Origin of the sequence: Bacillus vallismortis, assembly GCF_040784915.1 — a bacterium.
In the GTDB taxonomy this organism is placed as follows: Bacteria; Bacillota; Bacilli; order Bacillales; family Bacillaceae; genus Bacillus; species Bacillus subtilis_G.
This window is the reverse complement of record NZ_CP160797.1, coordinates 278322-291191: the sequence shown is the minus strand read 5'-3', so window position 1 is coordinate 291191 and position 12870 is coordinate 278322. Positions and strand designations below refer to the sequence as shown.

14 protein-coding genes and 2 pseudogenes are annotated in these 12870 nt (G+C 46.5%); 4 read left to right on the top strand and 12 right to left on the bottom strand.

Annotated features, from left to right (window positions below; genetic code table 11):
- Positions 1-31: 31 nt before the first annotated feature.
- Entirely contained in the window at positions 32-1471 is a 1440-nt protein-coding gene (gene lmr(B) / locus ABZM97_RS01595; RefSeq protein WP_087993097.1) for a lincomycin efflux MFS transporter Lmr(B), read from the top strand.
- A 58-nt stretch (positions 1472-1529) separates the two neighbouring features.
- On the opposite strand, the gene ABZM97_RS01590 is transcribed toward lmr(B), so the two are convergent.
- Positions 1530-2642, bottom strand: a complete 1113-nt coding sequence (locus ABZM97_RS01590; RefSeq protein WP_367387143.1) for an aminotransferase class V-fold PLP-dependent enzyme — start codon at positions 2640-2642, stop codon at positions 1530-1532.
- An 80-nt stretch (positions 2643-2722) separates the two neighbouring features.
- Here ABZM97_RS01590 and pcp point away from each other — a divergent pair, with 80 nt between their 5' ends.
- Positions 2723-3370 (top strand): pyroglutamyl-peptidase I, encoded by a 648-nt coding sequence (gene pcp, locus ABZM97_RS01585; protein WP_087993095.1) that lies wholly within the window; start codon positions 2723-2725, stop codon positions 3368-3370.
- Here the strand turns inward: pcp and tatC are convergent.
- The 7 genes and pseudogenes from tatC to ABZM97_RS01550 all read right to left on the bottom strand — a co-directional run bounded on the left by tatC (position 3367) and on the right by ABZM97_RS01550 (position 8981).
- Positions 3367-4092: a twin-arginine translocase subunit TatC gene (gene tatC, locus ABZM97_RS01580; protein WP_087993094.1), complete on the bottom strand. Its 726-nt coding sequence runs from the start codon at positions 4090-4092 to the stop codon at positions 3367-3369. The two genes, pcp and tatC, sit on opposite strands and share 4 nt — an antisense overlap.
- 60 nt (positions 4093-4152) lie before the next feature.
- Positions 4153-4365 (bottom strand): sec-independent protein translocase protein TatAD, encoded by a 213-nt coding sequence (gene tatAD / locus ABZM97_RS01575; RefSeq protein ID WP_166854393.1) that lies wholly within the window; start codon positions 4363-4365, stop codon positions 4153-4155.
- A gap of 12 nt (positions 4366-4377) precedes the next feature.
- Positions 4378-6129 (bottom strand): alkaline phosphatase PhoD, encoded by a 1752-nt coding sequence (gene phoD, locus ABZM97_RS01570; RefSeq protein WP_367387142.1) that lies wholly within the window; start codon positions 6127-6129, stop codon positions 4378-4380.
- Positions 6130-6147: 18 nt separating this feature from the next.
- Positions 6148-6324, bottom strand: a pseudogene (locus ABZM97_RS01565) (hypothetical protein).
- A gap of 79 nt (positions 6325-6403) precedes the next feature.
- Positions 6404-7135: a VWA domain-containing protein gene (locus ABZM97_RS01560; RefSeq protein WP_367387141.1), complete on the bottom strand. Its 732-nt coding sequence runs from the start codon at positions 7133-7135 to the stop codon at positions 6404-6406.
- 101 nt (positions 7136-7236) lie between these two features.
- Positions 7237-7665 carry a cell wall hydrolase gene (locus ABZM97_RS01555; RefSeq protein WP_367387140.1) on the bottom strand — a complete coding sequence of 143 codons (429 nt, stop codon included), beginning with the start codon at positions 7663-7665 and terminating at the stop codon, positions 7237-7239.
- Positions 7666-7745: 80 nt separating this feature from the next.
- A complete protein-coding gene (locus tag ABZM97_RS01550; protein ID WP_202328656.1) occupies positions 7746-8981 on the bottom strand; it encodes a serpin family protein in 1236 nt (411 codons plus the stop codon).
- 110 nt (positions 8982-9091) lie between these two features.
- Here ABZM97_RS01550 and ABZM97_RS01545 point away from each other — a divergent pair, with 110 nt between their 5' ends.
- Positions 9092-9478: a YndM family protein gene (locus ABZM97_RS01545; protein ID WP_202328654.1), complete on the top strand. Its 387-nt coding sequence runs from the start codon at positions 9092-9094 to the stop codon at positions 9476-9478.
- Positions 9438-9565, top strand: a pseudogene (locus tag ABZM97_RS01540) (hypothetical protein); the annotation flags it as partial. The gene ABZM97_RS01545 and the pseudogene ABZM97_RS01540, both read left to right, overlap by 41 nt.
- Here ABZM97_RS01540 and ABZM97_RS01535 read toward each other — a convergent pair.
- The 4 genes from ABZM97_RS01535 to ABZM97_RS01520 form a co-directional block, all read right to left on the bottom strand.
- The gene (locus tag ABZM97_RS01535) at positions 9529-10215 is read right to left on the bottom strand and encodes an ABC transporter permease (protein WP_087993176.1); all 687 of its coding nucleotides are present in this window, start codon (positions 10213-10215) and stop codon (positions 9529-9531) included. The pseudogene ABZM97_RS01540 and the gene ABZM97_RS01535 sit on opposite strands and share 37 nt — an antisense overlap.
- An 18-nt stretch (positions 10216-10233) precedes the next feature.
- The gene (locus ABZM97_RS01530; RefSeq protein ID WP_367387139.1) at positions 10234-11157 is read right to left on the bottom strand and encodes an ABC transporter ATP-binding protein; all 924 of its coding nucleotides are present in this window, start codon (positions 11155-11157) and stop codon (positions 10234-10236) included.
- Between the two features lie 94 nt (positions 11158-11251).
- On the bottom strand, positions 11252-12187 hold the full coding sequence (locus ABZM97_RS01525) for a HAMP domain-containing histidine kinase (RefSeq protein ID WP_087993090.1): 936 nt from the start codon (positions 12185-12187) through the stop codon (positions 11252-11254).
- 1 nt (position 12188) lies between these two features.
- Positions 12189-12869 (bottom strand): response regulator transcription factor, encoded by a 681-nt coding sequence (locus ABZM97_RS01520; RefSeq protein WP_202328878.1) that lies wholly within the window; start codon positions 12867-12869, stop codon positions 12189-12191.
- Between the last annotated feature and the right edge of the window lies 1 nt (position 12870).

Below are 12870 nucleotides of genomic sequence, written 5' to 3'. Positions count from 1 at the left end.
AATGAATACATTCAGCTGACAGAGAGGGGAAATGATTTTGGAAACAGCAGCTAAAGCATCTCCGCAATACAAAGTGATGCCGATTATGATTTCCTTGCTGTTGGCCGGTTTTATCGGCATGTTCAGTGAAACGGCACTGAATATCGCGTTAACCGATCTTATGAAGGAATTGAACATTACAGCGTCAACTGTTCAATGGTTGACGACAGGCTACCTGCTTGTACTTGGTATCCTCGTTCCTGTATCTGGCCTGCTATTGCAGTGGTTCACAACAAGACAGCTTTTTACCGTGTCACTTATCTTTTCAATTGCAGGCACCTTGATCGCGGCGCTTGCGCCGAGCTTTCCGTTTTTATTAGCGGCTAGAATCGTTCAGGCTATTGGAACGGGGCTTTTACTGCCGCTGATGTTTAACACGATTTTGGTGATTTTTCCGCCGCATAAACGAGGCGCGGCGATGGGAACGATCGGGCTTGTCATTATGTTTGCGCCAGCCATCGGCCCGACTTTTTCCGGATTGGTTCTGGAGCACCTCAACTGGCACTGGATTTTCTGGATCTCTCTTCCGTTCCTTGTGCTTGCACTTGTTTACGGTATGGCATACATGCAAAATGTATCTGAGATTACAAAGCCGAAAATTGATGTTTTGTCTATCATCCTGTCGACGATTGGTTTCGGCGGCATTGTGTTTGGATTCAGCAACGCTGGTGAAGGCTCCGGCGGATGGTCCAGCCCGACTGTTATCGTCTCACTGATTGTCGGCGTTGTCGGTCTTATCCTATTTTCAATCCGCCAGCTAACGATGAAGCAGCCGATGATGAACCTCCGTGCATTCAAATACCCGATGTTTATTTTGGGCGTGCTCATGGTGTTCATTTGCATGATGGTCATCCTGTCGTCTATGCTGCTTCTGCCGATGTATCTGCAAGGCGGCTTAGTCCTGACGGCATTTGCTGCTGGTCTCATTCTCTTGCCGGGCGGCATTTTAAACGGTTTAATGTCCCCTGTTACAGGCCGTCTGTTCGACAAATACGGACCGAAATGGCTTGTCATTCCGGGATTTGTGATTGTCACTGTTGTCCTTTGGCTCTTCTCGAACGTCACTACAACTTCAACGGCTGTGATGATTATCATCTTGCACACCTGCTTGATGATCGGGATCTCTATGATTATGATGCCTGCGCAGACAAATGGTTTAAACCAGCTTCCGCGCGAGTTTTATCCAGACGGCACCGCCATCATGAACACGCTCCAGCAAATGGCGGGCGCTATCGGAACAGCGGTTGCGGTCAGCATTATGGCTGCGGGCCAGCATGATTATATGAACACAGCCAAAAATCCTGCCGATCCGGCAGTCATCCCGCAGGCTTTGACAGCGGGCGTACAGCATGCGTTTGTGTTCGCGATGATTGTGGCGATTATCGGTTTAATTGGCGCTTTCTTTTTGAAGCGGGTTAAGGTTGATCATTAATATGAAAAAGCCCCTGATCTCAAGGTCAGGGGCTTTTGTATGTTTACATGTGCCGCAATCAGCGCGCGGAGAAAACCGCTGCGATTTTATCAATCGCATGACGCAATTCATCCTTCGTGTTGTAAAAGTGGGGAGCCAGACGGATGACAGTGTCCCGCGGCGCGCAAATCACTTTTTTCTTCTTCAGCAGCGCCGCCGTTTCCGATGCCCGCTCATCCCGGATCGCAACCATTCCGGGATGATGCCCCGCTTGTGCCGCCGCCAGCTTCAGGCCTTTTTCAGCAGCATATCGACAGGCATCGGCACAGATCGTTTTCACATGATCCCGGATATGAGAAACCCCGATATGATTCAGCAGTGATAAAGCCGATGCCGCTGCGTATACACTGATAAAAGCAGGGGTGCCTGTTTGAAAACGCCGCGCACCTGTCGCATAAGCCTCATCAAATCCGTTCTCTCTGCCGAACCAAGCTGATGCTTTCGGCTTAAGCGCATCCGCCAGCTCCTTTCTCACATAAAGAAACGCCATTCCCGGTATACCAAGCAAATACTTCCGCGTGCCTGCCGCCAGCATATCTACTCCCCACTCCTTCACATCAATGGGAATGTGCCCCGCTGATTGATAAGCATCCACAAATAACAAAGAACCCTTTCTCTTTGAAATCGCAGCGATCGCTTTTACATCCTGAACAAAGCCGTCACGATAATGAACGTGCGGAACACACGTCAGCACTGTTTCATCGGTAATATGTGTTTCATATTGTTCGAGAGGCAGTCCCCCGTCTAATGACGGAATGACAGATACGGTATAATCGGATTGTGACTGCCAAACATGGGACACCGCCGGAAAGTCCATCTCCGTATACACAACATGCTTCTTTTCAAAAACAGATAAAGAGGCTGCGACAGAGACCAGCGCATCGGAAACTGACGGCACAATCGCAATTTCATCCGGTTCAGCCCCTATCAGCTTTGCAAACTCGTTCCTCGCACTCTCTGTTTTTTCGACCGCTTCATTCCAGTTTGTCCCCATATGGAGCAGGCTGTCATGATAGTCGTTGATCGCCCTTGACACCGGCTCTGCCAACGCGCTCTGAGAACAGCTGGCAAGCATCGTATGTGTCTGCACGGTTGGGAACAACTGACGATACTGCTGCGGTAAATGTTCCATTGGCGATTCACTCCTTTTCATTATTTTGAGGAAAAACCTAAAAATAAACAATAAAATAAAAGGAAAAAGGAGATGGGAAGATGAGAAAAAAAGTGCTGATCACAGGCTTTGACCCTTTTGACAAAGAAACCGTCAATCCATCATGGGAAGCGGCGAAACGGCTGAATGGCTTTGAAACAGATGAAGCAATCATCACAGCAGAACAAATTCCGACTGTTTTTAAAACCGCTCTGGACACTCTGCGGCAAGCCATTCAGAAGCATCAGCCGGATGTCGTGATCTGTGTCGGCCAAGCCGGCGGGCGAATGCAAATCACGCCCGAACGGGTGGCGATCAATCTTACAGACGCGCGCATCCCCGATAATGAAGGACATCAGCCGATTGATGAAGAGATTTCTCCAGGCGGGCCCGCCGCTTACTGGACCGGGCTTCCCGTGAAACGCATGACTGCGAAAATGAAGGAAAACGGCATTCCAGCCGCTGTCTCTTATACAGCAGGCACATTTGTATGCAATTATTTGTTCTACGGATTAATGGATCACATTAGCCGGACATCCCCGCACATACGCGGCGGGTTTATTCATATCCCCTTCATTCCGGAGCAGACCATCGACAAAACAGCGCCGAGCCTCAGCTTGGACACGATGGTCCGGGCATTGAGGATCGCCGCTGTTACGGCCGCACAATACGAGCAAGATTTGAAGTCACCCGGCGGGACGCTGCACTAAGCGGCCGCCGTTTCGCTCGTCAGCCTCTTTTTGTAGACAAACGCCGATAGGGTGACACTCACTTCAAACAAGACAAACAGAGGGATCATAACGAGAAAATCAGAAATGAAATCAGGCGGTGTAATCAATACGGACACGACAATCAGCAAAAAATAGGACAACTTTCTCGCTTTGGCCAGCCTGTAGGGATTTAAGATGCCCAGCCTTGTTAAAAACATCACCACTAAAGGCATTTCAAACAGAAAGCCAAACGGCAGGCTCAAATTCACCATAAACCTGAAATAGCGGTCCGCCGTAAACATTGTTTCAAAATGCCCGGAAGACAAATGAGTCAAAAAACTGAGTACGATCGGAAATAAGACAAAGTATCCAAAAGAGATGCCCGCCAAAAATAACGCAAATAACCCGGGTATGTACATGACCGTCACCTTGCGCTCCGTTTTCGTCAGCGCCGGGGCTACGAAACGCCATAGCTGGTAAGCGGCAACAGGGATGGAAGCCGCAATGGCACAAATACCGGCAAGCATCATATACACCCAGAGAATTTCACTCGGTCCAAGCACAGCCAGCTTCCCATCCAAATCTCGAATCAGCCAGTCATAAATATCCTGCACAAACAAAAAAGCCGTGATAAGAAATAGAAGAAAGACCGCGAGTGTCACGATAATCCGGCGGCGAAGCTCTTCTAAATGCCCGATCAGATGGGTTTCTTTTTTATCCATTCAAAAAAGCCCTCCTTTTCATAAAAAAAGAGGCAGACCCGGTGTCTGCCTCATCAGCACTCAGCCCGCGTTTTTGTCCTGCTTTACCGCTGTCAGCTCAGCTGATTTTTCATCTTTTTCATCACCAGACACAAGTGATTTTGTGGCGCTTTTAAATTCCAGCAGTGTCCGTCCGGCGGCACGTCCGATTTCCGGCAGCTTTGAAGGGCCAAAAATAATGAGGGCGATGACAAAGATCAGAATCAAGCCCGGTATTCCAATGTTTGAAAACATACTTTCCACTCCTTAATTCGTGATTTTTGCCCGTTTCTTAATCATTTGTTTTTCGTGGGCTTTGTTGTGTGCAAAAAAACGATCCTCTTCGACTTCATCGGATTGCTTCACCCCGCCTTGGACTGTCGTGGAGGATACCTTTTTCAATCCAGTTTGGTCCTTTTGATAAACGAATGAAGCCCTAGTTGAAATGGCTGCGTCAGGCTCTGTCACAAACGGTATTACCCGATAATCGGCTTTCCACTGGTGAGGCGTCACGGTACAGCGGACATATCCGCGATAGTCGTTAAAAAACTTAATGTGCGGATTTTCTTTTAAAATTTTGTCTGTGTCCGCCCGTTTATCCGCGCCGTTCCCTCCAGAGGTGATCGAAGTTCCGACAAACTCAGCCCCGAAAATCTTTGAACTTGTCTTCTCAAAGTCGACGTGCAGATTTGATGCCCAGCTTGCATGTACATCACCTGTCAGCACAACAACATTATTCAGATTTTTACTTTTAATGAAATTGATGACCCGCTCGCGCTGAGCCGGATAGCCGTCCCACGAATCCATGCTGTAGATCGGGCTAGCGCTTGTTCCAAAGTTCCACTTCGCAAAGAAAATCTGCTGCGGCAGCACATTCCAGTAAGCGTTTGAGTTGCTCAAATTGTTGAAGAGCCACTGCTCCTGTTCTTTTCCTAACAAAGTCCGATTCGGATTGAGCGATTCATCGGAAGGAGGCTTATTGCCGTCATTATTGGCCTGGTCATCTCTATACTGGCGGGTATCAAGAACATTGAAGGACGCCAGGTTTCCGTACGTAAAATGACGGTACAGCTGCATATCCGGACCGTTCGGCAGAGAGGAGATGCGGAGCGGCATATGTTCATAGTACGCCTGATACGCAGCCGCGCGGCGGAGCACGAATGCTTCAACCGACTGTCCTTTTTCCGGGATTTTATTGGCATAGTTGTTTTCGACTTCATGGTCATCCCATGTCACAACCCAAGGGAACGCCGCATGTGCAGCTTTTAAATTGGCATCAGAACGATATTGGGCATGGCGGTTCCGATAGTCTTGCAGCGTTATGATTTCTGCGCTGCTGTGCGTGCGGACATTGCCTGTTTTTGAAACATATTCATTTGGACCGTATTCATAGATGTAGTCACCGAGATGGAAGACAAGATCAAGCTTTTCCTTCGCCATATGCTTGTAGGCCGTATAATATCCATGCTCATATTGCTGGCAGGAAGCGAACGCAAAGGTCATTTTCGGCACATTCGCGCCAGGGGCGGGCAATGTTTTTGTTTTTCCGACAGGGCTTAGTTCATGTCCGGTTTTGAAACGATAATAGTACACTTTATTTGGCTCAAGCCCGTCCGCTTCTATGTGAACAGAGTGGGCGAGACTCGGTTTGGCCATCTGGGTGCCCTTTCTCACGATCTTGCGGAAATGCTCATCCTTTGCGACCTCCCATTTGACTGGGATCGCCTGCTTCGGCATTCCCCCGCCGTTCAGCGGATCTGGCGCAAGACGCGTCCAGAGCACGACACTGTCAGAAAGCGGATCTCCAGACGCGACCCCTAGCGTAAACGGATAGCTAGAGAACTTAGGCGCAGCATTGACTTCAAATGCACCAACTGACTGAGCAATCGTTAATCCAAGAGAAAGCCCTGCAATCTTCCCCGCTCCTTGAATAAATTTGCGGCGGTCAAACGTATTGTTTTGAAAGCTTTCCTCTTTCAACTTCTGTACCCATTCATCAAAACGACTGTCGTATGCCATTCAAGATCCCCTCTCTTCTCATTGATCGCCTCCATTATAGGAGATCATTGTTAAATGGATGTGAAGAAGTGTGAACCGATTGTAAGCGCTGAACTACAGAAACAGGTCTTCACTCACAAGCCTGCCGCTGAAACTTGCCGAAAGCTGGCTAAATGGCGCGTTTTCCGCATATCCTGTCGTTTGCAAGCCGCCCATTCGGACTATTTTTCTTCACATGATCTTAAAAAAACAAAAACACCGAGCCATTTCGCAGAATGACTCAGTGCCGCACCAGTTATTTTGAAAATAATCTGCTGAAGAAGCCCTTCTTTTTCGGCTTTTCAGCAGGTGGCTCTTGTTCTCTTACAATCCCTTTTTTCTTCGCTTCTTTCAGCCAAAATGGAAATTCAGTAAGCAAAGCGTCATAAAGCTCGTCATCAGAAATACGGTCGATCTCTTCGATACGCAGGAAGCTCGAATTATCAACGACACGTCCTTCTAACGTATCCAGTTTATTGAGAAAATCGAAGTTTCCGTTTCCGATGCCGACAAACTGCCAAAACACCGGCTTGTCAGAAGAGGCTTCAATAATTGATTTGATCGACTTTTTACAGCCTCCATCATTAATAAAAACGATGAAAGCGGGAGAAGAACTGGGTTCCTCTGCAATATATTTGCGCAGCACGTCCTTCATGACCGGCGGCTCATCATTTCTGCCGAATTTATGCAAGCGGTCATTATTCAAAATTTCTCGATTGACATAGCCCGAAAAATCTTTTTCAGAAACTGGCTTTAATCGGGAGAATTCGTTATCATACACCCATACATCCAGTAAGCCGTTATCATCAAATTGATCGGCCACCGCCAAAATCCGTTCCACCACGTTTTGAACCGTTCCGTTTTTATAGAGCGTTCTCATTGAACCCGTAATATCAAGCACAAGTCCGACACGAGCCGTCACCTTCGTTAATTGCTTTTTCTCCAGTACGATCTTTACGCTTTTCTTTTGCAGGTCTATTGTTGCCATTCTGTCATCTCCGTTTTTTTCTTTGATTATCTCACAGGAATATTTTCCATTGTATATCTTTTCAAAAAAAAGCACCGTTCAATTTGAACGGCGCCCTGTCTCTAAAATGTGTTATATACATTTTCACACGTTTCCCCAGTCGGCTGGTAAAAGCAATGTGACTTGTATCTGGCTACAAATGGCTGATTATACCACTGGGGCGGACAGTCCCCCTCCGGCCTGAAGTACCACAAACTAAATTTTGCAGGCCAGATCCTTTCGCCATTAATCGACCGGCGTGCAAGGCTTTTCTCGCTCTCCCGTGCCCTTTGATAAAAATATCCATGAGTCACCGCCTCAAACGCGTGCGGCTGAAAAATCATCTGCCTGATGGTGCGGAGGCCTTTAAAATCTGAACAATTCGCCCTTAGCCGATTAATTCCCACGTTGCCAACAAGCAGCATCCCCTGCTTGCCTTCGCCTTCCGCTTCAGCTCTGAGCAGCCTTGCCAGCAAATCGACATCTTCACTCGTTGCTCTCACGACCGCCATCACGTCACCTCCCCTTGATCTCCTTTCATCATATTGCAATACTTCAAAAGTGATGACGGAGGACAGGAGAAGTTTTTAATTTATTCATGCGGATTTGCGACAAAGCCTAAAAACAAAAGACTTGTTGTTTGCTCATCAGTGATGGCAAAGAAAAATGGGCGGTTGGCCGTCAAGGTAACGTCTGGCGCCAGTCCGGCCTCAACAATTTCCGCTGACGAGGCAGCCGCAGCCTCGGTGCCAGATTCATTCACCTTGATAAATGTATGGTGATTCACATCGTCGATTGAAACACCCCGGCCTTCAGTAAACATTCTGGAAAAGTCAGCATCGGAAAAGACGGAAATCAGCCCCATATCACGAAGAGCGTATTTTACGTTATACCTCCCTTTCAATGTAAAACGGGGCATACTCAGCTTTACTGTTTTTGGCTGAAATTCGCGGTCCCATGCTTTTATGTTTTGATTGGTGAAGAGAGACATGAAAGAAGCCGGCGTTTTCTTCGGCAGAAATAAAGTAAACGAAAGTTGTTGATCTTCGTATGGCAGCTTGACTGCTTGGAACAGATCATTTTCTAAGTAAGCGAGGCGTGCAGTCTGCTTCATCATCAGCAGTTTTTTGGCCGATCCGTCTGGCAGAAAAAAATGCTCCTCAGCGCTCACATTCGGGTCAAACGGCAGCGCCCACTTTGCTTGAAAATAGACGGCGTTTATCAAAACCAAAACAGCTTTCGGCGAAAGATGATCCGCTATATCGTCAATTCGCCCTTTTGTTTGGCCAGCCGCCCACTGACTGATCGAGTTTTTTGCGGTTTTAATATTGTCATCCATTTTAAAGACACTTCCAAAGAAGTATTGTTTAATCGTTTGTTTAAAGTCCGGCTCGGTCTCAAGCCTTGTCCATACAGCATTGGCCGTCATCAGGTCACCTTCAGTCAAAGATTCAAACCTTTTCATGAGCCCGAACGATGACTCATTAATGGCGCTGTCATGAATGTCCGACAAATATAGAGCAGCTTTCATTTCTTTTAATGTATCTCCCGCCGCTCCATTTGCCGTCATCATCAGCATCTGCTGTAAGCTGTACGGGGAAATTAGAAGATTGTCCTTTAACCCGTCTTGAGCTGACATGTATTGAAACAACTCGGTTCCGAATGTACGCTCCGCTTTAATAAAACCCTCATGAATATCATAAGCTTTGTTTTTTGCAGAATCAGATAGTGAAGACGATTGAGCAGTTGACGCGGGTTCTTCAGCAGGTTTGCACCCGCCTCCGAACATCATACACACCAGCACCACTGTGAACAACTTTCCTTTCATACAAACCATCCACTCCTTTTACACAGCATGCAAAAACGCAATATAAGGTTTAACTTTCTGCATTTGAGGAATCATACATAACAAATAAAAATAGAAGGAGGTACTTTGGAATGACACATGTGAAAGCACTCGCGATTAAAGGTATTATGACAATCATTGTGTTGTATCTAGTGCTTGGTCTGGGCTTCGGTTTCACGTTTGGTGATACGCTCTTAATGACACTTGTGTTAGGGGTTATTTCTTATTTGCTGGGCGATCTTTATGTATTGCCAAGATGGAATAATATGATTGCGACGTTAGCTGATTTCGGTCTGGCCTTCCTCGTCATCTGGCTGATGGGCATGCCGCTTTCTATGGGGATGACTGGCGGTGAAGTTGCACTGGCGGCTCTATTTGGCGCGATCGCCATGGCCATCGGTGAATATTGCTTCCATTTCTATATGATGAGCAAAGAGATTGGCAAGACGCATTATCTTGAAACAAGAACAGATTCATAATAGAATGGCCGGTGCTGATAGCATCGGCCTTTCATGTTGGGCGCCTTTTTTCAAGCATCCTGTTTGTCTGCGTTCCTGATCGCCATATATGAAAACAACAAACCGAAAGCTGCCAAGGATAACGGGATATAAACAACAGACGAAATGGAGAAACCCGGGCTTGTTGAACTGATAAGCATTACAATCACGACAGACGAAATGATGGTAGCCGGAACCGAATGTTTACGCATCCCAAAAAAGATGGGAACTAAACTCGTTCCAGCGGCGCCAAAAGCGAAAACCGCCATTTTTATGGCCTGCTGTGACATGATTTCAGAAGTTAGCTCTCCCGGTATGAAATGATAGATCGAGTTCATCACAAAGAAACCGGCGGCGATAAGTATATTCGATAATAGGATCGTGATAAATGTCAGTCCGGCCGCGATCATGAGTTTAGCAGTGAGCAGTTTTTTACGGCTGATCGGGTACGTGAACATCACAAGAATGGTTTTGTTTTTATATTCGGAAATCACCAATTTTGCGATCAGCACCGCGCCAAAAACGATGAATACCGCTCTGACGAAAGTGCCGATGATGAGAAACGCTTCCTCCATGCTTTGGAACGAAACCCCGCCATCGGCTTTTTCGGAATAACTAATCAGCCACAAAAAGCCCATGATTATCAGATTGGCAATAAGGACACCTCTGACATACCAGCCCAACTTCATTTTTCTTAATTCAATTCTGATCAAATTCATCAACGTGTCTCTCCCCCTTTACGCACCGATGCTATTGCCGTTGATCAAGCTGATAAAATAATCCTCCAGCGACGTATACTTTTTGTTCATTGATTCAATGTCTACATCATTTAAAATCAGCGCTTTGGATATGGCAGCTTGAGAGGCTTCTGCCTCGTAAATCCGAATCGTTTTCTCATTTAAGATTTTAAAGTTGGTTAATCGCAGCTCTTTCTCCAGCACAAAGCAGGCTCTTGTCTGATCCGGTGTGACAAGCTCGATGTATTCAGTATTCTGGCCTCTGACGGCTTCCATTGACACCTCTTCAAGCAGCCTGCCGTCTCGAATGACGCCAATTGTGTCCGCAATTTGTTCGATTTCACCCAGCAAGTGGCTTGAAATCAGCAGCGTCATCCCGTACTCTTTGCTCAGCACTTGAAATAATTGCCTGATCTTTTTAATGCCGATGGGATCAAGCCCATTTACCGGTTCATCCAAAATAAGCAGATCCGGCTTCGTGAGGATGGCACGCGCAATCCCAAGGCGCTGCTTCATACCGAGCGAAAATGTTTTGACAGGCTTCTTGTCAATTTGTTTTAAGTTCACCATATCCAGCACTTCTTGAATGGCTTTTTTATTGTGGTACCCCATGTATTCACAATGCAGATCTAAGTTTTCTGCAGCTGTCAGACTTTCATAAAAAATCGGATATTCAATCATGCTGCCGATGTTCCCCAGCACCTCGTATGATGTGTGGGTGAGCTTGTTCCCTAGGATGCTGATTTCACCGCTTGTCGGTTTAACAAGGCTCGTCAGCATTTTCATCATGGTTGTTTTCCCCGCGCCGTTCGGGCCCAGAAAGCCATAGATCTCACCTTTTTTAATATGCATGCTGACATTGGATACGACTTCTTTTCCCTGATACGCTTTGGTCAGTCCGTTCGTTTGTACGATATAAGTCAACTTTGTTTCTCCTTCCCTCTCTTTTCCTGTTTTCTATTGTAGCGGCGATCCCTGTCATTTTTATTTCTCAAATCTTAAGAAATTCTTACGTTTGCTAGTATGTCATTCGTTTCAATGTAATCGTAAATGCGGTCCGTTCGTACGGCTTGCTTTGAATGGATATAGTGCCTCCCATTTTTTCCGTAAGCCGTTTTGTAATGGTTAAACCGAGACCGCTTCCTTGAAATGCTTTATTTCTGGATTCTTCAAGTGTGTACAGCCTCTCAAACACACGCTGCTGATCGGTTTCACCGATCCCTTTTCCGCGATCCCATACAGTGATGGCAACGCTCGTCTCATCATACGACAGCGTCATGCCGATAAACTTGCCGGCCGCGCCATATTGAATCGAATTGGATAAGAGGTTTTGCAGGATTCTGTCCAATGCCTCTTCATTCGCCTGCGCAAACACCGGCGTGTCCGGGATATCGATGGCAGCTTGAAAGCCTTTTGACTGAACGGCGTCATAATAGTGCAGGATATTTCGTTTGCATATTTCGTTCATATGTATTTTGGTGATCGGGATGTCTTGATCTTCAGATTCTAATTTCGCTAAATCAAAAAAGGAGTTGATCATCTGAATGAGTTCATTTGTTTTCTGGCCGAGCTTACCCAGCAATCTTTCCCGCTCTTCGTCCGGCATGTCATGATCACTTTTAATGGTTTCGATATAACCGAGAATGACTGTTAACGGCGTTTTAAGGTCGTGTGACATATTGGTCAGCATTCGCTTCATAGACTGCTCTGTTTTGGCAAACCGGGCGCTGATCTGCTGACGATTCTCAACGAATAGGTTGGTGTTGACAAGCAGGTCTTTCACCGCCTGATCGTCTGTATGAAGCAAAATTTGCCCTGCCGAATCCCGATTGAGCATGGCTCCGAGCTGTTCAGCCATGTATGCCAAATTCCCATCCCGCTTCTTTTTCATCATGAATTGAATGACATTCAGACATACCAGAACGATGACAGCGGCCATCCATAACACTGTCATGCTAAAACTCTCCTAATTTATAACCGATGCCCCATAACGTTTTAATGTATTGAGGTGAAGAGGGATCGTCTTCAATCTTTTCTCTAAGACGCCGCATATGTACGTTAATGATATTTTGATCGCCAAAGTACTCGTCATTCCAGACCGAACGGAAGATTTGTTCTTTCGTAAACACTTTTTTAGGATTTTCCGCAAACAGGCACAGCAGCTGCCATTCTGTTGACGTTAGCTGAAGCGGCTTCCCACTTTTCAACACTGAGACATTATCTGTATCTATCGTAAGCTGTTGAATCTGGATCACCTTATTCTCAGCCGGTTCCTCTGCCGAATATTGCGTCGCCCGCCGTATCGCGGCCTTTACTCTAGCTGTCAGCTCAATCATCGAAAACGGTTTGGAGATATAATCATCCGCCCCAAACCCCAGTCCCAATGCCTTATCCACATCTCCGTCTTTTGCCGAAATCATTAAAACTGGAATGTTGCTTTTTTCGCGGATGATTTTCAGAAAATCCATGCCGTTCAGCTTCGGGAGCATGATATCAAGGAGAATCAAATCATATGAATCCTGACGAAACAGCCGGATGCCTTCTTCTCCATCGAAAGCATGCACCATCTCAAAACCCTCTTTTGTTAAATAATGATCCACCATTTCACTGATTGAGTGGTCGTCTTCTACAAGCAAT